Here is a 26,958-nt window from a genome sequence, read left to right on the forward strand (position 1 = left end):
TCATGCAGACCACAGGACGCAAGAAGCTCGAGATCATCATAGAGGCCACGGTTCTTCGGCGGGTCGAGCAGTTCCTCGACGAGGCAGGGGTGCGCGGCTGGACCGTGCTGCCCAGCGTGGAGGGGCACGGCAGCGGCGGCGACTGGACGAGCGGGGATTTCACGCCGGGGCAGGAACGCCGGATGATCGTCGCGATCGCGGCGGACGACGTCGCCCGTCGGGCGCTGGAACGGCTGTCGGCGTTCTTCGCCGACTATCCCGGCATCGTCTTCATCTCGGACGTCGAGGTGATGCGGGGCGAGCGCTTCTAGCCGACGACCCGCGGGTCGACCTAGGGCGCCGGCGGCGGTCCGGGCGGTGGCGGGAAGGCCAACGGGTCAATCGCGGCGCCTGGCGATCCGGCCGTCACCGCCGCGTACAGGGCCGTGCCGACGGGGCTGTAGGTGATGGCCTCGATGAGCAGCGTCGAGCCGATCAGGACGCCCACCCCCCAGAACCAGGCCGGATGGATCCGTCCGTCGCGGCGCAGGTCGGCGATCATCCCGGCCAGCGGGAACAGCAGCACGGCGACCGTGGTGGCCTCCCAGGCCCATGGAATCAGCAGCGGCATCGGCAGGAGCCGCCCGAAGCCCGGACCCAGCAACAGCGCCATGCCGCAGAAGTGCAGCCGCCGGTGCCAGTCGGTCTGCTTGCGAAGTCGCACCGCGGCCCAGACCAGACCGGCGAAGGTGAAGAGCGACAGGGGGTCGAAGACCAGGAACTGCAACGGCCGGAAGAAGAACGGCACGCCGCCTCGACGCAGCATGGCCACCGTGACCACGCAGCCCAGCACGACCATCAGCACCACCCACCCGGCGGCGATCCAGCCAAGGCGCCGGTGGAGTTCGATCCGATCGGTCGCGGCGAGCACGTTCTGCGTGAGGAAGATGCCGACCCAGCCCATGAACACCACGGCGTGCGCGTGGACGTACCAGGGCGAGGCGAACGTCGAGCGGCCCATGGCCAGCTGGAGCGAGAAGCCCGCGACGATCACCAGGGTCATGGCGATCGCGCCGCCCAGGAAAAAGCCTTGGTCACGGCCGGATGAGGTCGGCGGCCTGTCAGCGATAGCAGTCATGTTCACACTCCCCCTGCGAACACGGTAACCCCAAGCGCGCCGTCGAGCCAGCCGAGCGTCTTCCGGTCAGGATCCGGCCTTCAGAAGACCCCGACGGCGAGCTGCGCCCAGAACAGTGTGAAGCCGCCCGCGAGCGCAAGGCCTGCCAGCGCGCGGTAGGCGGGCCGATCGGTCAGCCTGACGGCGAGCTCGAACGCTCCGCAGGCGGCGACCAGCATGGCCCCGAAGATCGCGAAGTCGGCCTCATCCCAGGCGACCTCGGGTGTGAACGTCATCGCGACCAGCGGAAGCAGCAGCAGGAGAGCCCCTGTGCCCCACATGGCGATCCGCCACCGGCCGCGCCCGCGTCGACCGATAGGTTCGTGTCGCGCCATGGTCCCGCACTCCTCCCGAACGTCTCCACCCTGCCACGACGGGCTCAAGGCTGTGATCTGGATGCTGTGGAGTTCCGATGCAGCCGCCCCTCTTGACCTACCATCCGTCAACCTCGCCGAACTGGGCCAACGCCATAACGAGGAAGACCCAAATGCCCACGTTCGAGACGCTGCTGTATTCGGTGGAGGACGGGATCGCGACGATCACGCTGAACCGGCCCGAGAAACTCAACGCCTTCAACACCAAGATGATGCAGGAGATGATCGCCGCGTTCGACGAGACCGACGCCGACGACAACGTTCGGGTGGTGATCGTGACCGGCGCGGGCCGGGCCTTTTGCGCCGGGGCCGACCTGTCGGCCGGCGCCGAGACCTTCAATTACGATGCGCGAGAGGCGGTGCACCGCGAAGCCCGCATGCGTGAGGGCGTCCAGCGCGACGGCGGCGGTCTACTGACCCTGCGGATCTTCGAGAGCCTCAAGCCGGTGATCTCGGCCTGCAACGGCGCGGCCGTGGGCGTGGGCGTCACCATGCAGCTGGCCATGGACATCCGGCTGGCGTCGGACACGGCCCGCTACGGCTTCGTCTTTGCTCGTCGCGGCCTGAACCCCGAGGCGGCGTCGTCCTGGTTCCTGCCGCATCTGGTAGGCGTCCAGACAGCGCTGGAGTGGTGCTACACCGGCCGCATCTTCCCGGCCTCGGAGGCGCATGAGCGCGGCCTGGTCCGCTCGGTCCACGCGCCCGACGATCTGCTGCCGGCCGCCAAGGCCATCGCGCGCGAGATCGCCGACAACACCGCGCCGGTGTCGGTGGCGCTCACCCGCCAGCTGATCTGGCGCATGGCCGGGGCCCGCCACCCGATGGAAGCCCACCAGGCCGACAGCCGCGGGATCCAGTCGCGGGGCAAGGCCGGCGACGCCCGCGAGGGCGTGACCTCGTTCCTGGAGAAGCGCCCGCCGAACTATCCTGACAAGGTCTCGAAGGACCTGCCCGACATCTGGGACCACTGGACGCCGCCCGCGTTCAGCTGAGCGTCGGCTCAATTACACTAGGACGGCGCCCTCCGCGGGCGCCGTTTTCGTTTGCGGGGGCGCCTTGCTTGTTGCGCTGCGCACACGAATAACAGGTACAAGCGCCGTCTTACTCGCACGGTGCGACGAGCGGTTGTTTAGGCGACATTCGACTTCTCACTCACGAATAGCCGATACCTCGTTGCTCTATTTCCCCGTTGTGCGCGTGAAGCGATCCCGATAATGACGGCGCACTGATCTTGTGAATCACTGGTCGCCATATCCGGCGCCGAACCTTCGGAACCAAAAGAAATGGACGAAAAGACGGAAGTCATCGAGATGACGGCGGACATTGTTTCCGCTTACGTGGGCAACAACACTGTCGCCGCCGCCGACCTGCCGAACCTGATCCAAAGCGTTCACCGCGCGCTCGCGGGCGTCTCGGCTGGCGTTGAGACCGTCGAAGCCGCTCCGAAGGAACCGGCCGTGCCGATCCGTCGCTCGATCACGCCGGACCACCTCGTCTGCCTGGAGGACGGCCGCAAGTTCAAGTCGCTGAAGCGGCACCTGCGCACCAAGTACAACATGAGCCCCGAGGAATACCGCGCCAAGTGGGGTCTTCCGAAGGACTACCCGATGGTCGCGCCGAACTACGCCAAGGCGCGCTCCGACCTCGCCAAGCAGATGGGCCTCGGCCAAGGCGGCCGCCAGGCGCCGAAGAAGAAGCGCTAGGTCTCAGACCGACCCGATCACAGAACGCCCGCCGGCCCTCCGGCGGGCGTTTTTGCTTGCGGCCTCTCCCGCGAAGCGGCGGGGACGCGAGCGTGCGGCAATCGGTGGATTAAGTCCCGCGTTAACCATTTTCGCCTTGCCGCCGATTCGCGGATCACGGCACATATGATTCGTCATGAATCCAAGCCGTTACGTGGGTATCTGAAGATGGCCGCGCAGATCGCGCCTCCGAATGTCGCGATCCGGGCGCACGAGGAGCTGTTCGCCTACTGGAGCAGCCTTCGCGCCGACGCCACCGTGCCGCCGCGCCGCCGGCTGGACCCGGGCGACATCAAGCGCCTGCTGCCGACCGTCAGCCTGATCGAGGTGCTGCCCGACGCCGACTACCGCGTGCGGCTGGCCGGAACCGGGCTCTACAACGTCTATGGCCGCGAGATCACCGGCTGCCGCCTGGGCGAGGTCTACAACACCGCCGCGGCCGACTACTGGCGGGACGAGCTGGGCCGCGTGGTGAAGAGCCGCAAGCCGGGAGCCGGCGTGCACAACCTGGCCTGGAAGGGCGCGTCGCACCTGTCGCTGATCTGGATCCGCCTGCCGCTGGTCACCCGCGGCGACGAGGTGGACATGATCCTGGGCTACGACGCCGTCGTGGGCCTGGGCCCCGTCCAGAGCGGAATTCGCCCCGCCTCCGCCTTGGTGGCGTAGGCGCGTCATGCGCCGTCGTGAGTTTCTCGCCGTCATGAATGAGTTCATCGCCCTCGACCACGTATCCGCGGTCGAAACGCCCTAAGGCTTTGCGGGCGCCGCAGGCGTCGCGGGCGGCGTCGGCTGGTTGCCCTGACGCGCCGCGGCCAGGATGCTGGTCAGCGAATAGTTCCCCTCGTGGCAGGCGTACTCGAACATGCGGCCGGGCGCCGGCCCGAAGACCACCTCGGCGCGCCAGGGCCGGCTGTAGGTGGCCGGATCGTCGACCGTGAAGATGTACGAGATCTCGCCGGGCCCCGTGCGGCGGAAGCGCTCGGTCACCTTGGCCTCGCCCGAGATGTAAAAGCCGTCGGACCGCAGCTGGTCGCCGGGGCGGAAGCGGGTAGTCTCGACGACCAGGGTGTCGCCCTCCCAGCGGCCGAAGGACTCGCCGTTCCAGCTCGCCGGCAGGTCGGGCGTCGCCGACCCGTTCAGCCGCACCACGCGGGCGTCGTGGTACTTCTCGCCCACGATCACGATGGCGTCCCGGGTCTGCACGATCTCGACGACGTTGGCGTCGGCCTCGGCGATCAGCGGCACCCCGCCCGTTCCCGCCGTCAGGCACCGCTCATTCTGCGGCCGCTCCTCGACGTTGTCGTAGCCGCGACGGCGACGGTGCTTGCCCATCCCCAGCCGCTTCAGGGCCTCGTCGCTGTAGGGCAGTTGGCCATCGGCGGGATCGACGATCATCGAGCCGCGGATCTCACCGTTGATCCGCATCAGGCCCGTTCCCGTCTCCGGGAACTCGGACTGCGCCTGTCCCAGCGGATCGCTGGGCACGTTCACCCCGCCGGTCTTGGCCAGCGTGGCCTCCCAGACTTTCGCGTCCTCGGGCGACACGATCAGGCTCTTGAGCTGTTCGGGTCGCTCCAGCTCGGTGTAGCTGGCGCTGCTCCAGACGCCTTCGAGGTCCGGCGCCCCCCAGGGCTTACGCAGCGCTTTGGGCTTGGGCGCCGCCACCGTCGGTCCCGCCAGCAGAAGTCCGCCGATCGACGCCAACGCGACTCGCCTGTCCATGATCGAAAGACCTCCACCCGCAGGGACAATACGCAAGACCTCCGGTTTGTGGATGCCCCGCTGAGCAGGCGCCTGCCGCAAACTCATCGTCCTCCCCGGGCCTGTCCCCGGGGATCCAGATACGGGGGCGCAGGCCGCAAGGCGCACGGCCCTGCGGCCTGCAGGTCTTTGCGCAGCGACGCGGTCTTGTAGGGCCGGGACAAGCCTTGCCACGACGTTCAGAGGTGGGAGGACGACCTCAGGCCGCGCGGGCCAGTTCGGCGTCGCGGCGGATGCGGGCCACCATCGAAGCCAGGCCGTTCGATCGCTGGGCCGAGAGCGCGCCCGCCAGCCCCAGCTCGGCGAAAGCCGCATTGGCGTCGAAGGCGAGGATCTCCTCCGGCCTGTGACCCGAATAGAGTCGCAGCAGGATGGCGATGAGGCCACGGACGATGTGGGCGTCGCTGTCGCCTCGGAAGCCCAGCGTGCCGTCGTCCCGCGGCTCCGTCACCAGCCAAACCTGGCTGGCGCAGCCCCGCACCTTGTAGGGGTCGGTACGCTCGGCGTCGGAGAGAGGCGCCAGATCCTTGCCCATCTCGATCACATAGCGATAGCGCTCCTCCCAGTCGCCCAGGAGTTCGAACTCGTCCTTGAGCTCTGAAAGCGCGTCGGAAATGGCCATGGCGAGCGGCAGTTAAGGGGCGGCGGCCCCCGGCGCAACCGTTAGCGGGCCGCGGGCAGCCTGACGGTGGCCGTCATGCCCTGGCCGGGCGCCGATGTCAGGCGAAGGCGCCCTCCCATGGCCGCACAGGTGAGGTCGGCGATGGGCAGTCCCAGGCCGGCCCCCTCGGCCTTGCGGGTCAGCGCGTTCTCGCCCTGCTCGAACGGGGCCATCAGCCGGCCCAGCTGGTCGGGGTCTACGCCTTCGCCGTGGTCGCGGATCACGATGTCGACGTCTTCGCCGCGCGGTTCGGCCGCGACGGTGACCTCATCGCCCTCCGGCGAGAAGACGACGGCGTTGTGGATCAGTTGGGTGAGCACCGAGCGCAGGCCACGGCCGTCGGCCGTCACGGCCGGCAGCTCGCCTCGCTTGGCGATGTCCACGCGGACGCTGCGCGCCTCGAGCTCCGGCTTCAGGGCCAGCAGCACGTCGTCCAGCGCCGCATCCAGCGACTCCGGCCCCGCGTCGAAATCGACGGTGTTGCCCTCCAGGCGGGCGATCTCCAGCACCTGATTGACCAGCTTCAGGAGCTTCTGACCGCTCCCGTGAATGATCTCGGCATATTCCTTGTACTGGGGCGTGCCGAGGGGACCGTACAGTTCCGACGTGAGAATCTCGGAGAATCCGAGGATCGAGTTGAGAGGGGTGCGCAGCTCATGGCTGACCATGCGCAGAAACGAGCGTCGCCGCTCGTCGAGCGCCGCCTCAATGCGGGCGCGGGCGCGCCCGTCTGCGCCGTTGGGATGGTCGGCTTCTTGAGCCATGGAACGGCGATACGCCCGGTCTGTTGTTGGCGGCAAGGTCGCTCATCCCGCTTACGAAAGCGTTTCGTGACGGGGTGTCGCAGGGGGCGTGCTCGCGCGAATCCCCCAGTGAAGCTAGGCTCTGACTGTTCGCCCCCCAGGGGCGCCTGAGAATTTGCATGGCCCGGGCCGGTTCGACATCGTCGACGAAGCGCCAAGACGGCGACGCCGCGGGCGGCCTGCTGTGGCACGCCGGCTGGGCGCTGGCCGTTGCGCTGACGGCCGGCGGTCTCGCCGCGAATGGCCTCCTGGATGCGGGACCCACCTTGCTGGCGCTCGGCGCGGGCGGCGCCGCGGCGGGCCTGGGCGCGATCCTGTCGCTGTTCGGCGCCCCCGGTCGCGCCGCCGCTGTGCTGGCCTGGGGCCTCGCGGGCGCCGCGGCCTGTCACCTGACCGGCGGGATCGCCGGGCCGCTCGCCGCCTGGTGCCTGGCGCCGGCCGCGGCCGCCACCGCCTTCCGCAGCCGCGACCTGCTGGCCCTGGGCGGGGCCGCCGCGCTGGCCGCCGCCGCGGTCTCGGCGCTGGACACGGCGCTGCTGCCGCTGCCGGGCGTGAACGCTGCGGCGGCGCCCTGGCTCAGCCTGCTGGCGCTCGTCACCGTCACCCTGGGTTTCGCCGCCGGGCTCGTGGGGTTCCAGGGCGCCAACCAGCGCGACGCGCGCCGCCGCGAGAAGGCCGACCAGGTCCTCGAACTGCTCCGCAATCAGCCGCTGCTGCTGGCCACCGTCGACCGCAGCGGCCGCGTGCTCAGCGCCGCCGGCGCCGTCGTCGCCGACTATGGCCCCCAGCAGCTGGAGGGCCGCAGCCTGGGTCATCTGGTGGCCGAGTCCGAGCTGCCGGCCCTGGCCGCCGCCCTGCACACGACGGTCCGCGAGGGTGAGGCCAGCCTCTATTGCGCCCCGACCGACGGCGGCGACGGCTGGTTGGAGATCACGCTGAAGGCGAACGCGTCGGGCGACATCGTCGCCGCCATCCGCGACGCCCGCGAACAGTTCGCCCGCGAGAAGCGCCTGGAGGCCGAGCGCGTCACCGCCGAACAGCAGAACGCCGGCAAGTCCCGCTTCCTGGCCAACATGAGCCATGAACTCCGCACGCCGCTCAACGCCATCATGGGCTTCTCCGACATCATGCGGCAGCGGCTGTTCGGGCCTCTGGGCGACCGCTACGCCGAGTACGCCGAGCTGATCCACGAGAGCGGCACGCACCTGCTGGAGCTGATCAACGACGTGCTCGACATGTCGAAGATCGAGGCCGAGCGGTTCGAACTCAGCATCGAGGCCTTCGACGCCCGCGACGCCATCGCCGCCGTGTTGCGGCTGATGCGCGGTCAGGCCGACCGGGCGGGCGTCCACCTGCGCGGCGTGCTGCCGATCGCGCCGCTGCAGGCCGAGGCCGACCGCCGGGCCGTGAAGCAGATCGCGCTGAACCTGATCTCCAACGCCCTGAAGTTCACGCCCCGCAACGGCTCGGTGACGGTGACCGTGCAGGGCCATGGCGACACGCTGGAGCTGATCGTCGCCGACACTGGCGTCGGCATCGCCGAGGACGATCTCGACCGCCTGGGCCGCCCCTTCGAACAGGCCGGCGACGCCGAGCAGCGCGCCGCGGGCTCCGGCCTGGGCCTTTCGTTGGTCCGCGCCTTCGCCCGCCTGCACGGCGGCGAGATGTCGGTGGAAAGCTCGGTGGGCGAGGGGACGACGGTCACCGTACGCCTGCCGGTGCTGACCGAGGACGCGATCCCCGAGCCGCGGCGGCGGAACGGCTAGCTAGCGAGGACGATGCTAGCACCGAGCGCGTGGTCTACTGCGACGCCACCTGCAGGAACGCTCTACCGGCGGCGAAGTCGCCCACTTCGACGTAGGCGACGCGGGCGCGCTCGCCCGGGAACATGAACTCCACCGCCACGGCTTCGCGGGGGTCGAGTTCAGACAGGGCCTGGGCGGCCTGGGCCGGGAAGCGGAAAGCCCAGCCGGACGCATAGCCCTTGGGCAGCAGTTCGTCCTCGGCGCCGCTGCGGGCTTCGGCCATGTATGACCGCGTGGCCGAGGCCGGCGGAATCTTGCGGCTCAGGGGCTGGCGGGTGCGGGGGTCGATGTAGGGGCCCATGGTGCGGCTGCCGTCTCGCATGACCAGTCGGGCCGAGTAGGGCGTCTGTTTGTCCGAGAAGCTGGCTACCGCCACCAGCGCGCTGGCGCCTTCACGGCCGGCCAGGCCGAAGATCATACGGTTCGAGCCGAAGTCGGCGCTCTGCGACAGCCGCCAGCGGGCGGTGCGGCCTACCCCGCGATCGGCCCGCCATTCGGTTAGGTCGCCGCGATAGACCATGCGCTGGACGCGCTGATACCCGGCGAAGGCGTTCTGCACGCGGGCCGCCGCGCTGGAGACCTGCGGGCTTCGGCAGTCGATATACATGGCGCGGCCGCGCGCCTCCTGCTCCATCGCCTTCAGGCTCTTGGCGTCCGAACCGGCGCGCAGCGCCGCACCCCGCGCCTGGGCGGCGCCCGCGGCCAGGGCCGCCGACACGCCGGGCGTGAACAGGTTGCAGCGGTCGTCGACCGCGCTCATCACCATACGCTCGAAGAACAGGTCTGTGGGCTGCGCTCCCGCAACCCCTGGCAGCGCGGCCATGGCCGCAACCAGACACCCCATCCACCGAGACGCCGGCCTCGCGCTTCTGCGCGTGCTCTTCATGCGTCTTCTCACCGCGGCCTTCGGCGGCCGCCTGATGTGAAGGCTTACCGAAGAGGCGTTGAGCGCCGGTGGACGGACACGGTTAACGTTTTCCACCTGCCGCCGGACGCGCTAGGTCGGGGCGACATGCTGCTTTCCACGGACATCTGGGTCGGCGCCCTCATCCGCCGCGTCGAGATCGGCGGGGGCTTTGCGGTGGTGGCGCGCAAGGGCGATCCGCGCGCCGGCGCCGTGCTGGTCAAGGTGCTGAACCGCACGGACGGCACCGCGCGCCTGCTGTCCGAAGCCACCCGCGGCGACGGCGACCGGGTCTGGATGGAGCCCGCCGCGTCACGGGATGAGGCCGACCTCGACCGCTACATCGAACGCGCCGTCCGCATCGACCCCGACGTCTGGGTGGTCGAGATCGAGGACCGCGAAGGCCGCCACTTCCTGGTGGAGCCGGTGGAGAAGGGCTGAGCGTCCCGCGCCTTCCTTTCCCACGCAGGGGGGAGAGGAAGACCTTTCCCTCGCCACGCTGACGCAGCGTCCGGGCTGGTCAGGTCAGCGCCGGTCACCTAAACATTCGTTTGAAAAGACTTGGGAGGACCAGATGGCTCGCATGAAGTTCGGCGCGTTTCTCGCCCCGCACCACCCCATCGGCGAGCATCCGATGCTCCAGTTCAAGAACGACATCCGGTTCGCCACGCTGCTGGACGACCTGGGCTACGACGAGTTCTGGGTGGGCGAGCACCACTCCACCGGCTGGGAGATGATCGCGTCTCCCGAAATGTTCCTGGCCGGCGTCGCCCAGCACACCCAGCGCATCAAGCTGGGCACCGGCGTCGTCTCGCTGCCCTACCACCACCCGTTCAACGTCGCCCAGCGGATGGTCCAGCTGGACCACATGAGCGGCGGCCGGGTGATCTTCGGCACCGGCCCCGGCGCGCTGCCGTCCGACGCCTACATGCTGGGCATCGACCCCATGACCCAGCGCGACCGCCAGGACGAGGCGATCGGTGTGCTGAAGCGCCTGTTCGCCGGCGAGCGGGTCACCCACGAGAGCGACTGGTTCACCCTGAAGGACGCCCGCCTGCAGCTGTTCCCGCTGCAGGAAGAGCTGCCGATGGTCACAGCCTCGTCGATCAGCCCCTCGGGCATGACGCTCGCCGGCAAGTACGGCATCGGCGTGCTGTCGATCGGCTCGAACTCGGACGCGGGCCTCGCCGCGCTCCCGACCCAGTGGGGCTTCGCCGAGCAGGCCGCCGCCAAGCACAACCAGAAGGTCGACCGCAAGGACTGGCGCGTGCTGATGACCTGGCACATCGCCGAGACCCGCGAGCAGGCCATCGCCGAGTCGGCCAAGGGCCTGATGCACTGGCACAACGAGTACACGGTCGGCACGCTGATGCGGCCCGGCGCGGCGGCGTTCAAGACGCCCGAGGAGGCCGTCGAGCAGACCGCCTTCGCCGACGGCGCCGCCGCGGTTATCGGCACGCCCGACGACCTGGTGGCCGCGATCCGCAAGCTGCACGCCTCGGCGGGCGGCTTCGGCACGGTGCTGGGCTTCGTTCACGACTGGGCCAACCGTGAGGCCACCAACCGCAGCTGGGAGCTGGTCGCCCGCTACGTGATCCCCGAGATCCAGGGCCTGCTGGAGGGTTACCGCACCTCGCGCACTTACGTCGTCGAACACCGCGAGTCGTTCGAGCGCGCCGGGCAGGCCGTGCTGGCCAAGATCATGTCGCACGAGGGCGCCGCCAAGGCGCTGCAGGAAGGCATGCAGGCCGGCGTCGCCATGCGCTCGCCAAACGCGCCCGACCTCAACAAGGCGGCCGCGGCGGCCAAGGCCGGGGAGTAGCCGCGGCGGGCCGGGCCGCGCGTTTCAGGCTATAGCGGCGGAATGCTTCGCCGCCTGTTCTCCAAACCCAGCGCTCAGGCCGCCGCCCCGGCGGTCGATCCCGATCTTACGACCCTGTCGATCCGCAAGTTCGTCGATGCCGCGCCGACGCCCCAGGCCGCCATCGACGTCTTCGCCGGCCGCTGGGCGTCCAGCTTCCCCGACCTGGACCCGCCGGTTCAGGCGGGCGACGTGCCCCACTTCACCATCGACCATCGGCCTCGCCAGGCGGCGGCGAAACTGGGCGACGCACAGGGACGGCTCGACGGCTATCGCATCCTGGAACTCGGCCCGCTTGAAGGCGGCCATACCTACCAGTTGGAACGCCTGGGCGCCGAAGTCACCGCCATCGAGGGCAACGCCGAGGCCTATCTGAAATGCCTCGTGGCCAAGGAGCTCACGGGCATGCGATCGCGCTTCCTGCTGGGCAACTTCACCAAGCACCTGCAGAGTCAGGGCGCCGACGCCTGGGACATGATCTTCGCCTCGGGGGTGCTCTACCACATGGTCCGGCCGCTGGAGCTGATCGCCCTGATCTGCCGCGCGGCCCCGCGGGCCTACCTCTGGACCCACTACTACGACCCCGAACGCAGCGAGGGGTTTGCGGGCGCGATGGACGACCACAACGGCTTCACGGCCGAGCACTTCCAGAAGCACTACGGCGACCGCAGCCACGGCCGCTTCTGGGGCGGCCTGGCCGAGGCGCAGCGCTACCTGAAGGCCGACGACATCGTCGCCGCCTTCCGCGCCTTCGGCCACGACAGGGTGGAGGTGCTGGAGACCAACCTCGAGCACCCCCACGGTCCCTGCTTCACCCTGGCGACGTCGCGCTCGACCTAGCCGAAGCCTAGGCGGCCGCCAGCTCGCGGGACGTCCGCTCCTGGGCCCAGAACCATTTCGTGCCGACAGGCTGCCTGGCCTGATCGAAGATGGCGACCCGGACATCCACGCCCGTGGCGGTCATCGCCTTCGCCAGGGCTTCGGCCTTGGCCTCGGCGCGGCCGCCTGAGCGCAACACCAGCGGGGCCAGACCGTCGGGGCCCTCCACCATCCAGCCGCCGTCGACCGGCAGCACCCGGAACTCAACCGCCTTCATGACACCTCTCCGGTTCGGCGCTCGAGGCGCAACAAGGCGTCTCGAACGTCTGCAAACGGAACCGGTTCAGGGGTTCCGAGCAGCCAGCGAAGCGTGGGTTCGTCCTGCACGGCCGAGGCGTCGGACGCCCAGGATGAGAGGATCTCACGCTTCCGGGTCAGGGGCAGGTGCGGATCCTTCACCACATCGTCCGGAATGGTGAACCCGACGGCGGGGCGCACCCCGCGGGCGAGGGCGGCGCGCAGGCCCTGGCCGTGAAGCAGATGTTCCGTGGTTGCCAGTCGCACGGTCGTATCTCCAGCAGTTTCCTTCCTCGAAAGCGCCGCGGCGGCGCGGCGGCAGATGATGTGGATCGCCGTCGCCGTTGTTCAAGAGGGACGTTCTGGGACGACCAACAGCACTGGAAACCCGGGGCTGCGCCCGTCACAGTGCGGTCAGGCGACGGAGGCTCACTGTGGCGGCGACAGGTCTGGCCGGCGATCTGCAATGGTGGCGCGAACACCGCGGCTCCGCCGACCCCGCGGCCATGCGCGAGGTCCTTACCCGCCTGCAGGCGTGGAAGGCCCAGCACGACCAGGATCGTGCGGGCCAGCCCGGCCCGTTTCTCAAGATGGTCTGGGACGGGATCTTCGGCGACGACGACGGCGCCGTCTGCGACGCTATCGCCGAGCTGGAAGCGGCGCTGCAGCGCGCCGCCTAGACCTTCGCGACCTCGCCCACGCTTCCGCGCGGGGGCCTCGCGTGATAGGCGCCGCGCCATGAGCAATTCTCCCGCCGCCGAGGCAGCCCGCCGGCGCACCTTCGCGATCATCTCCCACCCCGACGCCGGCAAGACCACGCTGACGGAAAACCTGCTGCTGGCCGGCGGGGCGATCCGGGCGGCCGGCGCCGTGCGCGCCCGCGGCGAGAACCGCCGCACCCGGTCGGACTGGATGAAGATCGAGCGCGAGCGCGGGATCAGCGTCTCGGCCTCGGTGATGACGTTCGACCACGACGGCCTGATGTTCAACCTCCTGGACACCCCGGGCCACGAGGACTTCTCGGAAGATACCTACCGCACCCTGACGGCCGCCGACGCCGCGGTCATGGTGCTGGACGCCGCCAAGGGCATCGAGCCGCAGACGCTGAAGCTGTTCGAAGTCTGCCGGATGCGCGACATCCCGATCGTCACCTTCATCAACAAGATGGACCGCGAGGCGCAGGACCCGTTCGAACTGCTGGACGAAGTGTCGTCCAAGCTGCAGCTCGATCCGTCGCCGCTGTACTGGCCCGCCGGTTCGGGCGGCCGCTTCAAGGGCATGCTCGACCTGCGCCGCGACCGCTTCCTGCCGTTCGCCAAGAAGACCGGCGGCGCCAAGGAGGACGACGAGGGCCACCCCGGCGCGATCCCCTTCAAGGGCAACGCCATCGTCAGCTACCTCGACCCCGACGAGCAGGAGGAGCTGGCCGAGAACGCCGAGCTGGCCATGGGCGGCCTCAAGGCCTTCGATCCCCAGGCCTTCCTGGAAGGCCACATGACCCCGGTGTTCTTCGGCTCGGCGCTGCGCCACTTCGGCGTCGACCAGTTGCTGGAGGGCCTGGGCGCCTACGCCCCGCCCCCCAAGTCGGTGGCGGCCCGCAGGGGCGGCGTCGACACCCATGTGGCCCCGGGCGACCGCGAGGTGACGGGCTTCGTCTTCAAGGTCCAGGCGAACATGGATCCGAACCACCGCGACCGGATCGCCTTCCTCAAGCTGTGCTCGGGCAAGTTCAGCCGGGGCATGAAGCTGAAGGTGCAGAACACCGGCAAGCAGCTCAGCGTGAACGCGCCCATGATGTTCTTCGCCTCGGATCGCGAGCTGGCCGAGGATGCGTATGCGGGCGACGTGATCGGCATCCCCAACCACGGCGTCCTGCGCGTGGGCGACAGCCTGTCGGAGAGCGGGACCCTGCGGTTCGCGGGCCTGCCCAACTTCGCGCCGGAAATCCTCCAGCGCGTCCGCGTGAAGGACCCCCTCAAGGCCAAGCACCTGAAGAAGGCGCTGGAAAGCCTCGCGGAGGAAGGCGTCACCCAGCTGTTCCGCCCGTCGCTGGGCGCCGACTTCATCGTGGGCGCGGTGGGTCAGCTTCAGTTCGAAGTCATGGCCGACCGCCTGCGCGAGGAATACCAGCTGGACGTGCTGTTCGAGCCCAGCCCGTTCGGCGAGGCCCGCTGGATCCTGGGCGAGCCCGCCGACCTCGAAGACTTCATCAGCAAGCACCGCTCGGCCATGGGGACCGACATCGACGAGCAGCCGGTGTTCCTGGCCAAGAGCGCCTGGGACGTGGGCTACGCCGTCGACCGCTATCCGAAGGTCCGCTTCGAACGGTCGAAGGAACGGGCTTAGGGCGCATGGGCGTCCTCCTCTATGGCGTCCCTGCGCCCGGCCTGATCGACGTCCCCGCCGGCGCTCAACAGGTCTCGCCGCTGGTCCTGGGCTCGGCCGATCTGGCCACGCTGCCGGACGCCTCCGCGGACGAGGCCTTCGTCCTGGCCCCCGGCGGCACGCTGGAGCGCGACTACGTCCTGGCCCAGACGCTGCGGGCGCTGAAGCCCGGCGGCCGGCTCACCGCCTTCGCGCCCAAGGACAAGGGCGGCTCGCGCCTGAGGAAGGTGCTGGAGGCGTTCGGCTGTCAGGTGGGCGAGGACGCGCGCCGGCATCATCGCTTCTGCTACGTCGAGCGCCCCGTCCGACCCGCGCGGATCGCCGAGGCCATCGCCGCAGGCGCGCCGCGCGTCGTTCCGGCGCTGGGCCTCTGGTCGCAGCCGGGGGTGTTCAGCTGGGACCGCGTCGACCCCGGCAGCGCCCAGCTTATCGTCGCCCTGCCGCCGCTGGCGGGTCGCGGCGCCGATCTCGGCTGCGGAGTCGGCGTGCTGGCCACCCGCATCCTGGCCTCGCCGGCCGTGACCACGCTCGCCTGCATCGACCTCGACCGGCGCGCCACGGACTGCGCCGCGCATAACCTCGACGACCCGCGCGTCACCGTCACTCAGGCCGATGTGCGCCGGCTGGACGAAGCGGCCGGCGACCTCGACTTCGTGGTCATGAATCCGCCCTTCCATGACGGCGGCCACGAGGATCGGGACCTGGGCGTGGCGTTCGTCCGCGCCGCCGCGCGGCTGCTGCGGAAGGGCGGAACCTGCTGGCTGGTCGCCAACCGCCACCTGCCCTACGAGAAGCCGCTGGCCGAGGCCTTCGCCCATGTCGAAGTCCGCTCCGACACCGGCGGCTACAAGGTCGTGGAGGCGCGCAAGTGACGGCCAAGGTCCCGATGGCCCGCGTCGACCGGCTGCTCGCCAACCTGGGCTACGGCTCGCGCCGCGAGATCGCCCAACTGGTCCAGCACAAGCAGGTGGTCTTCGACGGCGCGCCCGTGAAGGACCCCGGCGCCAAGGTGCCGATCACGCCCGACCTGCCCAGCCGCATGACCGTGGTCGACAAGCCGGTCGACCCGCCCGCGCCGCTCACCATCCTGATGCACAAGCCGCTGGACGTGGTGTGCTCGCACAAGGAGACCGGCCGCAGCGTCTACGAACTGCTGCCCCGGCGCTGGCAGGCGCGGATGCCCGGCCTGTCGACTATCGGCCGCCTGGACAAGGACACCACCGGCCTCCTGCTGATCACCGACGACGGCCCTTTCCTGCACCGGGTCATCTCGCCCAAGAGCCACGTGGCCAAGCGCTACCTGGCCTCCCTGGACCGGCCGCTGGAGGGCCACGAGGTCGAAGCGTTCGCCTCCGGGACACTGATGCTGGAGAGCGAGACCGCCCCGCTGGCGCCGGCGCGGCTCGAACCGATCGGCAGCCACAGCGCCCACCTCACCATCACCGAGGGGCGCTACCATCAGGTCCGCCGCATGTTCGCCGCCATGGGCAACCACGTCGTCGCGCTGCATCGCGATCGCATCGGCGCGCTGTCCCTGCCGGCGGACCTCGAGCCCGGCCAGTGGCGGATTCTGACCGCGGACGAGCAGGCCCTCATCTTCAGCTGAGCTCGGCGAGCCGGTTTGCGGGCCAAGTTTGGGGGTTGATCGTCAACCGCTCGGATTCAGATCGGTTTGCAACCCTGTCGGACGCCGTCGCCGGAAGCTCTACTGCGCCTCGGTTCGATGCTCCGTGGGTGAGGGCGGTCCGACAACGGTCCGCACCCCCGTCCCTGTATCAGCGGTCTCCGGCAAGACCGCGGCGAGGGGGCGCGTGGGCGTCGAACCTCCCCGAGCTCTCGTTGCGCGGACGCGTGCGTCCGCCGGGCCCGGACCAACAGCGGCGACGCGGTGGATACCGTCGCCGCGGGCGGGCCGAAGCCTGGACGCGAGCTCGGGGGACCCTCGCCGTGACGCTGTGGCAGGGGTGACAAGCCCGGGCGCGGCCGCTACAACGCCCCCCCATGACCTCCGTCGCCACGACCTATTTTTGGTATTTTAGCGAACCGACGCCCCTGGCGCCGGCGGAGGATCGCTTGGCCTGACCGACACTCAGGACCAGACACCTTCCCAAGCCGCCAGGGTCCTGGCGGCTTTTTTGATGGCCGCCGCCCTCCCACCTTCAGGAGAACAGCCGTGCAGCCCAGACCGACCGCCGACACCCGCATCCAGCGCCTCGAGGCGCTCAGCCCGCCGTCCCAGGTGATCGGCGAGGCGCCGACCACCTCGATGATCTCGGAGGTGGTGGGGGAGGCCCGCAGCGCCATCCACCGTATCCTTGAAGGCGACGACGACCGGCTGCTGCTGGTGATCGGCCCCTGCTCGATCCACGACCCGGCCGCGGCCCTCGACTACGCGCGCCGCCTGGCCGAGCAGCGCCGCCGCCACCTGGGCGACCTCGAGATCCTGATGCGGGTCTATTTCGAGAAGCCGCGGACCACGGTGGGGTGGAAGGGCCTCATCAACGATCCCGGCCTCGACGGCGGCTTCCGCATCAACGACGGCCTGCGCCTGGCGCGCCGCCTGCTGATCGACGTCAACGCCCTGGGCCTGCCGGCGGCCTGCGAGTTCCTGGACGTGACGACCCCGCAGTACATCGCCGACCTGGTCGCGTGGGGCTGCATCGGCGCGCGCACCACCGAAAGCCAGATCCACCGCGAGATGGCCTCGGGCCTCTCGTGCGCCGTCGGGTTCAAGAACGGCACGAACGGCGATGTGAAGATCGCGGTCGACGCCGTGCTGGCGGCCGGCAATCCGCACCATTTCCTGGCCGTGACCCGCGAGGGACGCGCCGCCATCGCCGCCACGGCCGGCAACGGCGACTGCCATGTGGTGCTGCGCGGGGGCAAGCATCCCAACTACGACGGGGCCAGCATCGCCTCGGCCGGGGCCGAACTGGCGCGGGCGGGTCTGCGTGAGCGGGTGATGGTCGACGCCAGCCACGCCAACTCGTCCAAGAACCATGAGAACCAGCCCAGGGTGGTGGCGGACCTCTGCGCCCAACTGGCCGCCGGCCAGGAGCGGATCATGGGCGTGATGGTCGAGAGCCATCTCGTCGCCGGCCGCCAGGACCTGGTCGCGGGCCGCCCGCTGACCTACGGCCAGTCCATCACCGACGCGTGCATCGACTGGGAGACCTCGGTCGACGTCCTGGACAGCCTCGCCGCCGCCGTCCGCGCCCGCCGCGAAACGGTCGGCCGGGTGGGCCAGCCGAAAGTCACCGCCAGCGCCTGACGAACCAAACCTTACCCTTCTCCCGCAGCGGGAGAAGGGACACGCCCCTTTCCGAGCGGCCAAAGGTTAACAAATCCGGCGCTCAAATCTTTGTATTACTGGGGAATCCCACCCTCGTTGTTAACCATACTGACGGAATTAAGGGGTTGTTAAGGCGCGCGGCTCCGGCTTTGCTGTGTTTCGGCAGAGCCTGTGTGGGGCGTTCCAAGGTGGGACGTCCGTGAGGCCGGAGCGGGTCATGTTCGAGTTGGGCCGTGAACTTCGACGCTTCTTCGCAGCCGACAGGGGCAAGCCTGTCGACGGACTGACGGGGGGCGACTCTTCGCTGCTCGAACTGCTGGACAGCCGACTGCTCGCCCAGGAAGCCAAGGCGGCCGACGTCGCCGCCGGGCGCATCAGCGCCAAGGACAAGCCGCGTCGCCGGCTGGAAGCCGCCATCGTCTGGCGCGAAGTGGCCCGCCGCACCGGCGACGCCGTGGCGCTCCGCAAGGCCGCGGCCGGCGCCGAGACCGCCGCCGCCGGCTTCGAGGGCGCCCATCGCAAGGACGGCTGGGCCCGCGCCCGCTGTGAACAGGCCTACTGTGCTCTGCTGGGCGCCGAGATCTTCGGCGACCCTGGCCTGAACGCCGCCGCCGAGGTCGCCTTCAAGGACGCCCGTGTCAGCGTCCGCGGCGGACTTGCCGCGCCGCTCGCCGACGTGGGCCTGCTGGCCATCGAGGGCCGCCGGGTGCTCGACAGCGCCGACGCTGACGAGGCCCGCGCCTTCTTCGACCGCTTCAACGCGCCGATCTCGGCGCTCGACGCCATCGCCAAGCGCGTCACCGCCGCCCGGGCGCTGGCCGCCGAGGCCCGCCTGATCCGCGCCGACCTGCTGTGCGGCTGGGGCGCCCGCCTGAAGGATGGCGACCTGCTGCAGCTGGCCGCCGCCGAGGCGCAGACCGCCGGCGACCGCCTCGACAACGCCTACGAGCCGCTCACGTGGGTGCGCGCCAAGATCCTTCACGGCCAGGCCCTGGCCCTGCGCGGCGAATGCGTCGGCGACGTCGACGCCCTGGCCGCCGGCGCCGGCGCCCTGGCGCTCGCCCTCGACAACCTGACCCGCGACCACAGCCCGCTCGACTGGGCGCGCACCCAGGTGGCCCTGGCCCAGGCGCTGCAGGCGCTGGGCGAAGCCTCCAACGATGCGCGCGCCTTCGAGCATGCCGTCAGCTGCTATGACCGCGCCTCGGCGGTGCTCAAGGACACGCCGACCCTGCCGCTGCGCGGCCAGGCGGCGGGCTCGCGCGCCGTCTGCCTCGCCCGCCAGGCCGAGATCACTGGTGACTGCGCCGTGCTCGACGTGGCCGAGGCCGCCATGAAGATGGAGCTGGCAAACCTGTCGCCGGGCCGCGACCCGGTGGGTTGGGCCCTGGCCCAGCTGCACCTGGCCCGCCTGTACGAGGCCCGCATGACCATGACCGGCAAGGAAACCGGCGAACGCGCCAAGGCGCTGATGGCCCTCGACGTCGCCCTCGACGTCTTCGCCGACCACGGCCTGCGCTCGCTCTCGGTCCTGGCCTACGACGCCGTCGAACGCCTCAGCACCCACGACGCCTGAACCGCGCGGGGCCTTCCGGCACAGTCCGTTTGTCGCAGGCCGCTTTTCAAGGCGGCGCAACCGCGGGCATCCTGGCGGGACAAGGAGGCCTCCATGTTACGTCTGCTTGCGCTTTCGGCCGCCGCCGCCCTCTGCGCCGCGCCTGCCGTGGCTCAGACCTACACCGCCGCGCCGACCGCCGCCGAGATGGCGGCCGTCTATCCTGAGAAGGCCAAGGCCCAGGGAGTAGGTGGCGCTGCCGAGTTGGTCTGCACCGCCGCTCGCGACGGCAGCTTCGACGACTGCGCCATCCTGGGCGAGACGCCCCGGGGGCTGGGCTTCGGCGCTGCGGCGCGCAAGCTGGTCGAGAGCAAGCTGCGCGCGACCGGCGTCACCAAGGGCGCCGAGACCCGGATCCCGATCACCTTCTCGGCCGACCTCGCCAGGGGCGGCGCGTTTTCGGTGAAGACACCGGTGTGGACGTCGCTGCCCACCGTGGCCGATCTGCAGGCCGCGGCCCCCAAGACCGAGGGCGGGCCCAACAACGCCCGCGTCACCCTGGTCTGCGACGTGCAGGCGGGCGGGTCGCTCAGCGGCTGCAGCGTCGACCGCGAGGAGCCGGCCGGCGCCGGCTTCGGCCAGGCGATCCTGGCGCTGGCGCCCAAGTTCCAGGTGGCCCTGATGAGCGCCGAGGGGATGCCCACCGTCGGCGGCAAGGTCCGCGTGCCGGTGCGCTTCGACCTGAAGCCCGTGACCCAGGCGGCGAAGTAGCGGTCAGCGTCCCCGCCACCACTTGAGACCCACGCGCTCGGCCGCTTCCAGCAGCGCGTGCAGCGCCACGCCCATGGCGCCCAGCACCACCAGGGCCGCGATCATCCGGGCGGTCTGCAGCTTGTTGCCGGCGTCCAGCATCTGCCACGCCAGCCCCTGGACCTTGCCCGAGCCTGCCCCGAACTCGGCCACCACGGCGCCGATCAGCGCCAGGCCCGCGCCCACCTTGTGGCCCTCCAGCAGGAAGGGCACGGCCGAAGGCAGCCGCAGCCGCAAGACCGTCTGCCAACGCCCCGCGCCATAGAGCGCGAACAGCCGCTCCAGGTCGGGGTCGGCCGAGCGCAGGCCCGCCGCTGCGCCCGAGAAGATCGGGAAGAACGCCACCAGCACCGCCAGCGCCACCAGCGCCCGCTCGGGGTGGTCCAGCCCCGCCCAGATGAGCAGCAGCGGCGCGATGGCGACGACCGGGGTGACCTGCACCACCGACGCGAGCGGCCGGATCGCCCGGTCGATCAGCGGGCTCAGCGCCGTGGCGATCGCCAGCGCCTGGGCGATCACGCTGGCCACCACCAGGGCGATGACGGCGGTCGACAGCGTCGTCACCGAGGCCTTCAGCAGCACCGGGAAGTTGTCCTTCAGCGCCACGGCCACGGCCGACGGCGGCGGCAGGAAGTAGGCGGGCACCTGCATCGCCCGGCAGGCGATCTCCCACCCCGCCAGCAGCAGGAACACCAGGATCAGGGGCGGCGCGATCCGGCTCACGCTGCGATCCCCTGCGCCAGGGCCTCGGACACCGCCTCGGCGGTGGCGCGGAACGCCGGGGTGGTGCGGAACTGTTCGGGTCGCGGGATCGGCCCCGCCACCGGGAATTCCGCCCCGATCCGCCCGGGGCCCTTCGTCATCACCACCACCCGCGAGGCCATGTAGACGGCCTCCTCGACGTTGTGCGTCACGAACACGATGGCGGGCTTCGAGGCCGACCAGAGGCTCAGCACGTCGTCGGCCAGGGTGCGGCGGGTGATCTCGTCCAGCGCGGCGAACGGCTCGTCCAGCAGCAGCAGCCGGGGCTCGGTCACCATCGCGCGGGCCAGCGACACCCGCATCGCCATGCCGCCCGACAGCTGCGCCGGCCGCTTGGCCTCGGCGCCCGCCAGGCCCACCCGCGCCAGCGCCGCATCCGCGCGGCTGAGCGCCTCGCCCTTACCGACGCCTGACAATTCCAGCGGCAGCGCCACATTGGCCCGCGCCGACAGCCAGGGCGCGAGCGTCGGCGCCTGGAACACCACGGCGGTCTCGCCGCGCCCGGCCGCCCGCGTCACGCGCCCTCGCGTGGGCCCCTCCAGCCCTGCCAGCAGCCGCAGCGCCGTCGACTTCCCGCAGCCCGACGGCCCCACCAGCGCCACGCACTCGCCGGCCTCCACGCCCAGGCTCACGGGACCCAGCACGCGCCCGGACGCGTAGTCCACTTCGACGTTCTCCAGCGCCGCGACGGTCACAGCCTTACCTCCCCCGCGAAGCGGCGGGAGGGGGACCATCCGCCGAAGAGCGGATGGTGGAGGGGGCGGGCCTCAAGCTCGGCGGATCGACGGGGCGTCCATAGCTCAGCGGATGGAGCCCGCCCCCTCCACCCCTCGCTCTTCGCTCCGCTCGGCGCGCGGTCCTCCTCCCGTCGCTTCGCGGGGGAGGCGAGGGTGTCTGCGCGACGCTCACTTCGCCAGGAACTCCAGCGTGTAGGCTTTCTTCGGATCCAGGGTCTTGGGGTAGACGCCCTGGGCGGCGGCGACGTCGTAGAAGGCCTTCCAGCGTGCGTCGGTCATCGCGCCCACGGCCGCGCCCTCGTCGCCGTCGACGATCTTGTAGGCCTTCAGCTTCTCGCGGGCCTGCGCCAGCACATCGGGCGTCATCTCGGGATTGTCCTTGCGGATCAGCGCGTCGGCCGCCGTCGGGTCGCCGTTGAGATACGCACGCCAGCCCGCGGCGCTGGCCTCCACGAAGGCTTTCACCGCCGCCGGGTTCTTGGCGATCATCTGGTCGGTGGCCAGCACCATGGTCGCGTAGCCGGGGTAGCCCTCGTCGGCCAGCAGGAACACCTCGGGTTTCACGCCGGCCTGCTTCTCGATCGTGTAGGGCTCGCTGGTCAGATAGCCCTGCTGGGCGGCGCGCTTGTCGGCCAGGAACGGGGCGGCGTTGAAGGTGTACTTGCGCACCTGGTCGTCGGTGAACCCGTACTTGGCCTTCAGCCACACCCAGAAGGCGGTCACCGAGGCGTCGGCCAGCAGGATCGGGCGGCCCTTCAGGTCGGCGAGGCTCTTGGCCGTGCCCGGGTGGGCCATCAGCACCTGCGGGTCCTTCTGCATGAAGGCGGCGACCGCCTTCACCGGCACGCCCTCGTTGGCCAGGTTCATGACGATGAAGCTGTTCGAGCCCATGCCCAGCTCGACGGCGTTCGACGCCAGCAGCTGCGGCACGTTAACGCCCGGCCCGCCCTGGACGATCTCCACCTTCAGCCCGCGCTTTGCGTACTCGCCCGACGCCAGCGCCTGATAGAATCCGCCCTGTTCCGCCTGCGCCTTCCAGTCGGTGGCGAAGCGGATGGTCACCGGCGCATTGGCCGAGGGGGCCGCGCTTTCGCTCGCCTTCTGCGGTGAACAGGCCGCGACCATCGCGGCCACGGCCAGGACCAGGTTACGCAACAGCTTCATATTGTCCCCTCGATTTGGCGCTGAGGGTAGGGCGCAGCGGCGGCGCTTCCAAGCGCCCAATAGCAAGAGGGCGGCGCTCCAGTTTCCCGGTGCGTCGCCCTCTCATACAGATCCGTTGGGGGATCTGCGCCTTCCAGGCCAACCGTTCAGTTCGGTGCGGGTCGCCCCGCGGTTTTCCCTGATCGTCGGCGCCAGTCCTCCGGTTCCAGGCCCGGGTCGCCCCGGTTCTTTCCCCTTGCTCCTGCCGCTCCGCCCGCTTGCTTCGGGGTCCGCCGTTGCCGGTTTCTCCGTCCGCCGCGCCGCAGTTCCTGTCGGCAAGAGGACGGTGCGCCCGAACCTTTTTCGGCGCAAGCGGGCCCGCCGCGGGGCCTGTCATCGAACTGTCGGCAACCTGTGACTCAGCGGTTGAAAACCGCCGGAGAAAGGACCGTTTTCTGTGAAATATCAGTGCATTGGTCCTATCCACAGGAAAGCCTGTGGCGGCCTCAGCGGCCGGCTTCGAGGGCCTCGCGGCGCTCTTCCAGCTCCAGCCATTCCTCCTCGGCCGACGCCAGTTGCCCCTGCGCAGCCTCCAGCGCGCGGGAAAACCGGTCGAAGGCCGCCGGGTCGCGGCTGTAGAGGTTCGGATCGGCCAGCGCCTTCTCCAGCGTGGCGATCTTGCCGGGCAGGTCCTGGATCATCGCGTCCAGCTCGGCCAGGCGCCGCTGGTCCTTGAAGGTGAGCTTGGTGGCCGCCTTGGGCGCCGCCGGCTTGGGCGCGGGCTTGGGCGCCGCCTTGGCGATCTCCAGCGTCTGCGGCGCGCCGAAGAAGCCCGGGTTCTGGCTCAGGAAGTCCTGCCAGCCGCCCGGCGTCTCGACCGCGCGGCCGGTCCCGTCCAGGCCGATGGTCGACGTCGCCAGCCGGTCGATGAAGTCGCGGTCGTGGCTGACGAGGATCAGGGTGCCGTCGTAGTCGGCCAGCAGGTCCTCGAGCAGGTCCAGGGTGTCCATGTCGAGGTCGTTGGTGGGCTCGTCGAGCACCATGACGTTGGCCGGATTGGCCAGCGCGCGAGCCAGGAGGAGGCGGTTGCGCTCGCCGCCCGACAGGCTCTTCACCGGCTGGCGCAGCTGGCTGTCCTTGAACAGGAAGTCCTTGGCGTAGGCGTTCACGTGCTTGGGCTGGCCCCGCACCAGCACCTGGTCGCCACCGAGAGGCGTCAGCACGTCCTTCAGCGTCATCTCGGGCGACAGCGCCCCACGCGCCTGATCGATGTAGTTGACCGTCAGGTTCGTCCCGAGCTTCACCGAGCCCTCGTCGGCCGGCATCTCGCCCAGCAGCAGCTTCACCAGCGTGGTCTTGCCCGCGCCGTTCGGCCCCACGATCGCCACGCGGTCGCCGCGCAGGATGCGGGTCGAGAAGCCCTTGATGATCACCCGCTCGCCGAACGCCTTCGACAGCCCCTTGGCCTCGGCCACCCGCTTGCCCGACAGGCCCGAGCTGTCGAGGCCCATGTGCAGGCTGCCGCGCAGCTCCTTCAGCCGGTCGACCTTGTCCTGGCGCATGGCGTCCAGGCGCCGACGGCGGCCCTCGTTCCGCGCGCGCCGGCCCGTGACGCCGCGCGCCAGCCAGTGCTGCTCGCGCTCGATGGCGCGGTCCAGCCGCCGCGCCTCTTCGACCTCGGCGGCCTCGATCTTCTCCACCCAGTCGTCGAAGGCGGCGAAGCCCCGGTCCAGGCGCCGCACCTGGCGGTACTCCAGCCAGAAGCAGCGGCTGGTCACCCGTTCCAGGAACGCCCGGTCGTGGCTGACGATCAGGGCGGCGGCGCGGCTGGCGGCGATCTCGGCCTCCAGCGTCTCGATGGCCAGGATGTCGAGGTGGTTGGTGGGCTCGTCCAGCAGGATCACGTCCGGATCCTCGGCGAACGCCTTGCTCAGCGCCGCGCGCCGCGTCTCGCCGCCCGACAGCCCCTGCGTTGATTTGGCCGGATCCAGCCCGAAGTCGTGCAGCGCCGCCTCGGCCCGGTGCGCCTCGGCCCCGCCCGACGTGGCGTACTCCAGCACCGTGGCCCCGGTGATCGGCGGCTCCTGCGGCACATAGGCGATCCGCGTGCCCGGCGTCAGCGTCCGCTCGCCGTCGTCGCCCGCGATCTCGCCGGCGAGGATCCGCAGCAGGGTCGACTTGCCCGCCCCGTTTCGCCCGACCAGGCAGGCGCGCGTCCGCGCCTCCAGGGCCAGGTCGACCCCGTCGAACAGCATCAGCGGGCCATCCGCCAGGCGGACACCCTTCAGGGCCAGGATCGGCGCTCTCATCAGGGGCGGGGAGATAGGCGAAACTGAAGGTCAGCGCCAACCTTTCCCTCCCCTTCATGGGGAGGGTGGCGACCCCGGACTTGGTCCGGGGGAGACGGGTGGGGAAGTCGCGATCCTCACCGACCTCCGCATTCCGGCCCACACTTCCCCACCCCGATCGACTTCGTCGATCTGCCCCTCCCCATAAAGGGGAGGGAAAGTTCGCGCTTCTGTCCTGCCGCGTGCGGGCCTAAATCCCCGCGATGCCCGGCGAACCCTTCTGGCGACGAAAGACCCTCGGGCAGATGACGGTCCCCGAGTGGGAGAGCCTGTGCGACGGCTGCGGCCTCTGCTGCCTGGTCCGCTTCGAGGACGAGGCGACCGACGAGGTCATCCCCACGCGCGTCCACTGCAAGCTGTTCGACCCCGATCGCTGCCAGTGCTCGAACTATGCCGAGCGCCACAAGTACGTCCCCGACTGCATCAAGCTCACGCCCCACAACATCGAGGCGCTGGAGTGGATGCCGAAGTCGTGCGCCTATCGCCGCCTCCATGAAGGCCGCGACCTGGCCGAGTGGCACCCGCTGATCTCGGGCGATCCGGAAAGCGTCCACCGCGCCGGCATCAGCGTCCGTGGCCAGACGATCAGCGAGGACGCCCTGGCCGATCCCGAAGACGCCCTGGATTTCGCCGCCTGGGATCTGATCGTCGAACGCGGCGACGACTAGCCCCCCGACCGCCGCGGACCGTGCTAAGCCCGACCCCATGAAGTGCCACTACATCAACCTCGACACGGCGACAGCCCGCCGCGCGAACCTGGAAGCGGCGTTCCGGGCGGTGAACCCACCCGGCTGGGAGCTTGTGCGCATCGCCGCGTCCGGCCCGGACGCAGCCGCCGGCGTGCAGGGGTCGATCACGGCGACGGAAAAGGCCTGCTGGCTCAGCCACCGGCGCGCCATCGAGGCTGCGCTGGGCGACGACGAGCCGGTGGTGATCGTCGAGGACGACGTCCGCTTCTCGCCCCGCACCTTCCCGATACTGGCCGCCCTGGCGACCGCCGACTCCGAGTGGGACCTGCTCTATAGCGACGTCATCCTGACCGAGATCTCGTCGATGGTGACCTACGCCCGCGACTGGCCGCAGCTGGCGCGCGCCGGCAACTTCCGCATGCAAGACCTGGCGACGCTCCCGTTCGTGGGGGCGGCCGGCTACGTGGTGCGGGGAGGTTCCAAGCGCCGCGTGCTGGAGGCGCTCGACAGTCTGCCGTTCGACCGCGCCTACGACGTGGCCCTGCGCGACCTGATCCACCAAGGCGTGCTGCAAGGCCGCGCGTGCTTTCCGTTCCTGACCGCGCCCAGCGTCGACGCCGATGCTTCGACCATCCAGCCGTCGCAGCTCCAGTTCCGGGATGCGGCGATCAACGCCTTCCGCCGGCTGATGTTTGTCGACCGCGACCTGGAGGCCTCGCGCCGCGACGTCGCCGCGCTCGAGGCGGCCCACGGCGATCCGGCGGCGACGGTGCTGGGCGGCGTGCTGGGCGCGCTGGTCTCGTCAAAGATGCCCTAGGCGCGCTTTATGTGTGATATTTTCGCCACAGGTGAGGTTGCGTGACGCAACCTGACCGCCAATCTAGTACTCACATCAACGGCATGGTCTTTCGAGGAGTCTGACGAGCTTGGCGCGCGATCCCTACCAGGAACTGGGCGTATCCCGCACCGCCACCGCGGATGAGGTCCGCAAGGCGTTCCGCAAGCTCGCCAAGGAGAATCACCCGGACACCAATCCCGGCAACAAGGCGGCCGA

The 26,958-nt window shown here is 70.2% G+C and carries 30 protein-coding genes; 18 read left to right on the forward strand and 12 right to left on the reverse strand.

Annotated features, from left to right (window positions below; all coding sequences use genetic code 11):
- Positions 1-2: 2 nt before the first annotated feature.
- Positions 3-311: a hypothetical protein gene (locus EPN98_RS19485; RefSeq protein WP_293364588.1), complete on the forward strand. Its 309-nt coding sequence runs from the start codon at positions 3-5 to the stop codon at positions 309-311.
- A 20-nt stretch (positions 312-331) separates the two neighbouring features.
- Here EPN98_RS19485 and EPN98_RS19490 read toward each other — a convergent pair whose 3' ends face one another.
- Complete coding sequence (locus EPN98_RS19490; protein WP_293364589.1) at positions 332-1,117, reverse strand: hypothetical protein; 786 nt, start codon at positions 1,115-1,117, stop codon at positions 332-334.
- An 80-nt stretch (positions 1,118-1,197) separates the two neighbouring features.
- Complete coding sequence (locus EPN98_RS19495; protein ID WP_293364590.1) at positions 1,198-1,491, reverse strand: hypothetical protein; 294 nt, start codon at positions 1,489-1,491, stop codon at positions 1,198-1,200.
- 152 nt (positions 1,492-1,643) lie between these two features.
- Here EPN98_RS19495 and EPN98_RS19500 point away from each other — a divergent pair, with 152 nt between their 5' ends.
- The 3 genes from EPN98_RS19500 to EPN98_RS19510 all read left to right on the forward strand — a co-directional run bounded on the left by EPN98_RS19500 (position 1,644) and on the right by EPN98_RS19510 (position 3,938).
- Positions 1,644-2,522, forward strand: a complete 879-nt coding sequence (locus tag EPN98_RS19500) for a crotonase/enoyl-CoA hydratase family protein (RefSeq protein ID WP_293364591.1) — start codon at positions 1,644-1,646, stop codon at positions 2,520-2,522.
- A gap of 291 nt (positions 2,523-2,813) precedes the next feature.
- Positions 2,814-3,233, forward strand: a complete 420-nt coding sequence (locus EPN98_RS19505) for a MucR family transcriptional regulator (protein ID WP_293364592.1) — start codon at positions 2,814-2,816, stop codon at positions 3,231-3,233.
- Between the two features lie 207 nt (positions 3,234-3,440).
- Positions 3,441-3,938, forward strand: coding sequence for a PAS domain-containing protein (locus EPN98_RS19510; protein WP_293364593.1), 498 nt, complete (start codon positions 3,441-3,443; stop codon positions 3,936-3,938).
- An 81-nt stretch (positions 3,939-4,019) separates the two neighbouring features.
- Here the strand turns inward: EPN98_RS19510 and EPN98_RS19515 are convergent, their stop codons facing one another.
- The 3 genes from EPN98_RS19515 to EPN98_RS19525 all read right to left on the reverse strand — a co-directional run bounded on the left by EPN98_RS19515 (position 4,020) and on the right by EPN98_RS19525 (position 6,458).
- Entirely contained in the window at positions 4,020-4,994 is a 975-nt protein-coding gene (locus EPN98_RS19515; protein ID WP_293364594.1) for a hypothetical protein, read from the reverse strand.
- 238 nt (positions 4,995-5,232) lie between these two features.
- Positions 5,233-5,655 carry a SufE family protein gene (locus tag EPN98_RS19520; RefSeq protein WP_293364595.1) on the reverse strand — a complete coding sequence of 141 codons (423 nt, stop codon included), beginning with the start codon at positions 5,653-5,655 and terminating at the stop codon, positions 5,233-5,235.
- Positions 5,656-5,696: 41 nt separating this feature from the next.
- The gene (locus EPN98_RS19525; protein WP_293364596.1) at positions 5,697-6,458 is read right to left on the reverse strand and encodes a HAMP domain-containing sensor histidine kinase; all 762 of its coding nucleotides are present in this window, start codon (positions 6,456-6,458) and stop codon (positions 5,697-5,699) included.
- A 158-nt stretch (positions 6,459-6,616) separates the two neighbouring features.
- Between EPN98_RS19525 and EPN98_RS19530 the strand changes: the two genes are divergently transcribed.
- Positions 6,617-8,263 carry a HAMP domain-containing sensor histidine kinase gene (locus EPN98_RS19530; protein ID WP_293364597.1) on the forward strand — a complete coding sequence of 549 codons (1,647 nt, stop codon included), beginning with the start codon at positions 6,617-6,619 and terminating at the stop codon, positions 8,261-8,263.
- Positions 8,264-8,297: 34 nt separating this feature from the next.
- Here EPN98_RS19530 and EPN98_RS19535 read toward each other — a convergent pair whose 3' ends face one another.
- Positions 8,298-9,125 carry a hypothetical protein gene (locus EPN98_RS19535; RefSeq protein ID WP_293364598.1) on the reverse strand — a complete coding sequence of 276 codons (828 nt, stop codon included), beginning with the start codon at positions 9,123-9,125 and terminating at the stop codon, positions 8,298-8,300.
- 189 nt (positions 9,126-9,314) lie between these two features.
- Between EPN98_RS19535 and EPN98_RS19540 the strand changes: the two genes are divergently transcribed.
- From EPN98_RS19540 to EPN98_RS19550, 3 genes are all read left to right on the forward strand, one after another.
- On the forward strand, positions 9,315-9,647 hold the full coding sequence (locus EPN98_RS19540; protein WP_293364599.1) for a DUF1491 family protein: 333 nt from the start codon (positions 9,315-9,317) through the stop codon (positions 9,645-9,647).
- Positions 9,648-9,780: 133 nt separating this feature from the next.
- Complete coding sequence (locus tag EPN98_RS19545; RefSeq protein ID WP_293364600.1) at positions 9,781-11,028, forward strand: LLM class flavin-dependent oxidoreductase; 1,248 nt, start codon at positions 9,781-9,783, stop codon at positions 11,026-11,028.
- 42 nt (positions 11,029-11,070) lie between these two features.
- Complete coding sequence (locus EPN98_RS19550; protein WP_293364601.1) at positions 11,071-11,907, forward strand: hypothetical protein; 837 nt, start codon at positions 11,071-11,073, stop codon at positions 11,905-11,907.
- Between the two features lie 7 nt (positions 11,908-11,914).
- Here EPN98_RS19550 and EPN98_RS19555 read toward each other — a convergent pair whose 3' ends face one another.
- Both EPN98_RS19555 and EPN98_RS19560 read right to left on the reverse strand, forming a co-directional pair.
- Positions 11,915-12,163, reverse strand: a complete 249-nt coding sequence (locus EPN98_RS19555) for a hypothetical protein (protein ID WP_293364602.1) — start codon at positions 12,161-12,163, stop codon at positions 11,915-11,917.
- The gene (locus EPN98_RS19560) at positions 12,160-12,450 is read right to left on the reverse strand and encodes a hypothetical protein (RefSeq protein WP_293364603.1); all 291 of its coding nucleotides are present in this window, start codon (positions 12,448-12,450) and stop codon (positions 12,160-12,162) included. The genes EPN98_RS19555 and EPN98_RS19560 overlap by 4 nt, the downstream gene beginning before the upstream one ends.
- 167 nt (positions 12,451-12,617) lie before the next feature.
- On the opposite strand from EPN98_RS19560, the gene EPN98_RS19565 reads away from it, so the two are divergent.
- From EPN98_RS19565 to EPN98_RS19595, 7 genes are all read left to right on the forward strand, one after another.
- Entirely contained in the window at positions 12,618-12,863 is a 246-nt protein-coding gene (locus EPN98_RS19565; protein ID WP_293364604.1) for a hypothetical protein, read from the forward strand.
- A 58-nt stretch (positions 12,864-12,921) separates the two neighbouring features.
- The gene (locus EPN98_RS19570) at positions 12,922-14,529 is read left to right on the forward strand and encodes a peptide chain release factor 3 (protein ID WP_293364605.1); all 1,608 of its coding nucleotides are present in this window, start codon (positions 12,922-12,924) and stop codon (positions 14,527-14,529) included.
- Positions 14,530-14,534: 5 nt separating this feature from the next.
- The gene (locus EPN98_RS19575) at positions 14,535-15,440 is read left to right on the forward strand and encodes a class I SAM-dependent methyltransferase (RefSeq protein ID WP_293364606.1); all 906 of its coding nucleotides are present in this window, start codon (positions 14,535-14,537) and stop codon (positions 15,438-15,440) included.
- Between the two features lie 14 nt (positions 15,441-15,454).
- On the forward strand, positions 15,455-16,174 hold the full coding sequence (locus EPN98_RS19580; protein ID WP_293364619.1) for a 16S rRNA pseudouridine(516) synthase: 720 nt from the start codon (positions 15,455-15,457) through the stop codon (positions 16,172-16,174).
- A 567-nt stretch (positions 16,175-16,741) separates the two neighbouring features.
- Positions 16,742-17,839 carry a 3-deoxy-7-phosphoheptulonate synthase gene (locus EPN98_RS19585; RefSeq protein WP_293364607.1) on the forward strand — a complete coding sequence of 366 codons (1,098 nt, stop codon included), beginning with the start codon at positions 16,742-16,744 and terminating at the stop codon, positions 17,837-17,839.
- Between the two features lie 238 nt (positions 17,840-18,077).
- Positions 18,078-19,436 carry a hypothetical protein gene (locus EPN98_RS19590; protein WP_293364608.1) on the forward strand — a complete coding sequence of 453 codons (1,359 nt, stop codon included), beginning with the start codon at positions 18,078-18,080 and terminating at the stop codon, positions 19,434-19,436.
- Positions 19,437-19,529: 93 nt separating this feature from the next.
- Complete coding sequence (locus EPN98_RS19595) at positions 19,530-20,186, forward strand: hypothetical protein (RefSeq protein ID WP_293364609.1); 657 nt, start codon at positions 19,530-19,532, stop codon at positions 20,184-20,186.
- Between the two features lie 3 nt (positions 20,187-20,189).
- Here EPN98_RS19595 and EPN98_RS19600 read toward each other — a convergent pair whose 3' ends face one another.
- The 4 genes from EPN98_RS19600 to EPN98_RS19615 form a co-directional block, all read right to left on the reverse strand.
- Positions 20,190-20,948, reverse strand: coding sequence for an ABC transporter permease (locus EPN98_RS19600; protein WP_293364610.1), 759 nt, complete (start codon positions 20,946-20,948; stop codon positions 20,190-20,192).
- A complete protein-coding gene (locus EPN98_RS19605; RefSeq protein WP_293364611.1) occupies positions 20,945-21,721 on the reverse strand; it encodes an ABC transporter ATP-binding protein in 777 nt (258 codons plus the stop codon). Before EPN98_RS19605 ends, EPN98_RS19600 begins: the two co-directional genes overlap by 4 nt.
- 171 nt (positions 21,722-21,892) lie before the next feature.
- Positions 21,893-22,888: an ABC transporter substrate-binding protein gene (locus EPN98_RS19610; RefSeq protein WP_293364612.1), complete on the reverse strand. Its 996-nt coding sequence runs from the start codon at positions 22,886-22,888 to the stop codon at positions 21,893-21,895.
- Between the two features lie 485 nt (positions 22,889-23,373).
- Entirely contained in the window at positions 23,374-25,191 is a 1,818-nt protein-coding gene (locus EPN98_RS19615) for an ABC-F family ATP-binding cassette domain-containing protein (protein WP_293364620.1), read from the reverse strand.
- 227 nt (positions 25,192-25,418) lie between these two features.
- On the opposite strand from EPN98_RS19615, the gene EPN98_RS19620 reads away from it, so the two are divergent.
- From EPN98_RS19620 to EPN98_RS19630, 3 genes are all read left to right on the forward strand, one after another.
- Positions 25,419-25,883, forward strand: coding sequence for a YcgN family cysteine cluster protein (locus EPN98_RS19620; protein ID WP_293364613.1), 465 nt, complete (start codon positions 25,419-25,421; stop codon positions 25,881-25,883).
- 37 nt (positions 25,884-25,920) lie between these two features.
- Positions 25,921-26,721 (forward strand): glycosyltransferase family 25 protein, encoded by an 801-nt coding sequence (locus EPN98_RS19625; protein ID WP_293364614.1) that lies wholly within the window; start codon positions 25,921-25,923, stop codon positions 26,719-26,721.
- A gap of 109 nt (positions 26,722-26,830) precedes the next feature.
- Positions 26,831-26,958: DnaJ domain-containing protein (locus EPN98_RS19630; RefSeq protein ID WP_293364621.1), on the forward strand; the 128-nt coding region annotated here is incomplete at its 3' end.

The sequence above is a fragment of the Phenylobacterium sp. genome (assembly GCF_004299445.1).
Lineage (GTDB): Bacteria > Pseudomonadota > Alphaproteobacteria > Caulobacterales > Caulobacteraceae > Phenylobacterium.

Bases quoted from the DNA above. Each gene is read 5' to 3' on its own strand.
- EPN98_RS19485 (WP_293364588.1), top strand. From the start codon at position 3: ATGCAGACCACAGGACGCAAGAAGCTCGAGATCATCATAGAGGCCACG.
- EPN98_RS19490 (WP_293364589.1), bottom strand. From the start codon at position 1,117: ATGACTGCTATCGCTGACAGGCCGCCGACCTCATCCGGCCGTGACCAA.
- EPN98_RS19495 (WP_293364590.1), bottom strand. From the start codon at position 1,491: ATGGCGCGACACGAACCTATCGGTCGACGCGGGCGCGGCCGGTGGCGG.
- EPN98_RS19500 (WP_293364591.1), top strand. From the start codon at position 1,644: ATGCCCACGTTCGAGACGCTGCTGTATTCGGTGGAGGACGGGATCGCG.
- EPN98_RS19505 (WP_293364592.1), top strand. From the start codon at position 2,814: ATGGACGAAAAGACGGAAGTCATCGAGATGACGGCGGACATTGTTTCC.
- EPN98_RS19510 (WP_293364593.1), top strand. From the start codon at position 3,441: ATGGCCGCGCAGATCGCGCCTCCGAATGTCGCGATCCGGGCGCACGAG.
- EPN98_RS19515 (WP_293364594.1), bottom strand. From the start codon at position 4,994: ATGGACAGGCGAGTCGCGTTGGCGTCGATCGGCGGACTTCTGCTGGCG.
- EPN98_RS19520 (WP_293364595.1), bottom strand. From the start codon at position 5,655: ATGGCCATTTCCGACGCGCTTTCAGAGCTCAAGGACGAGTTCGAACTC.
- EPN98_RS19525 (WP_293364596.1), bottom strand. From the start codon at position 6,458: ATGGCTCAAGAAGCCGACCATCCCAACGGCGCAGACGGGCGCGCCCGC.
- EPN98_RS19530 (WP_293364597.1), top strand. From the start codon at position 6,617: ATGGCCCGGGCCGGTTCGACATCGTCGACGAAGCGCCAAGACGGCGAC.
- EPN98_RS19535 (WP_293364598.1), bottom strand. From the start codon at position 9,125: ATGGCCGCGCTGCCAGGGGTTGCGGGAGCGCAGCCCACAGACCTGTTC.
- EPN98_RS19540 (WP_293364599.1), top strand. From the start codon at position 9,315: ATGCTGCTTTCCACGGACATCTGGGTCGGCGCCCTCATCCGCCGCGTC.
- EPN98_RS19545 (WP_293364600.1), top strand. From the start codon at position 9,781: ATGGCTCGCATGAAGTTCGGCGCGTTTCTCGCCCCGCACCACCCCATC.
- EPN98_RS19550 (WP_293364601.1), top strand. From the start codon at position 11,071: ATGCTTCGCCGCCTGTTCTCCAAACCCAGCGCTCAGGCCGCCGCCCCG.
- EPN98_RS19555 (WP_293364602.1), bottom strand. From the start codon at position 12,163: ATGAAGGCGGTTGAGTTCCGGGTGCTGCCGGTCGACGGCGGCTGGATG.
- EPN98_RS19570 (WP_293364605.1), top strand. From the start codon at position 12,922: ATGAGCAATTCTCCCGCCGCCGAGGCAGCCCGCCGGCGCACCTTCGCG.
- EPN98_RS19575 (WP_293364606.1), top strand. From the start codon at position 14,535: ATGGGCGTCCTCCTCTATGGCGTCCCTGCGCCCGGCCTGATCGACGTC.
- EPN98_RS19580 (WP_293364619.1), top strand. From the start codon at position 15,455: ATGGCCCGCGTCGACCGGCTGCTCGCCAACCTGGGCTACGGCTCGCGC.
- EPN98_RS19590 (WP_293364608.1), top strand. From the start codon at position 18,078: ATGTTCGAGTTGGGCCGTGAACTTCGACGCTTCTTCGCAGCCGACAGG.
- EPN98_RS19595 (WP_293364609.1), top strand. From the start codon at position 19,530: ATGTTACGTCTGCTTGCGCTTTCGGCCGCCGCCGCCCTCTGCGCCGCG.
- EPN98_RS19605 (WP_293364611.1), bottom strand. From the start codon at position 21,721: ATGGTCCCCCTCCCGCCGCTTCGCGGGGGAGGTAAGGCTGTGACCGTC.
- EPN98_RS19610 (WP_293364612.1), bottom strand. From the start codon at position 22,888: ATGAAGCTGTTGCGTAACCTGGTCCTGGCCGTGGCCGCGATGGTCGCG.
- EPN98_RS19620 (WP_293364613.1), top strand. From the start codon at position 25,419: ATGCCCGGCGAACCCTTCTGGCGACGAAAGACCCTCGGGCAGATGACG.
- EPN98_RS19625 (WP_293364614.1), top strand. From the start codon at position 25,921: ATGAAGTGCCACTACATCAACCTCGACACGGCGACAGCCCGCCGCGCG.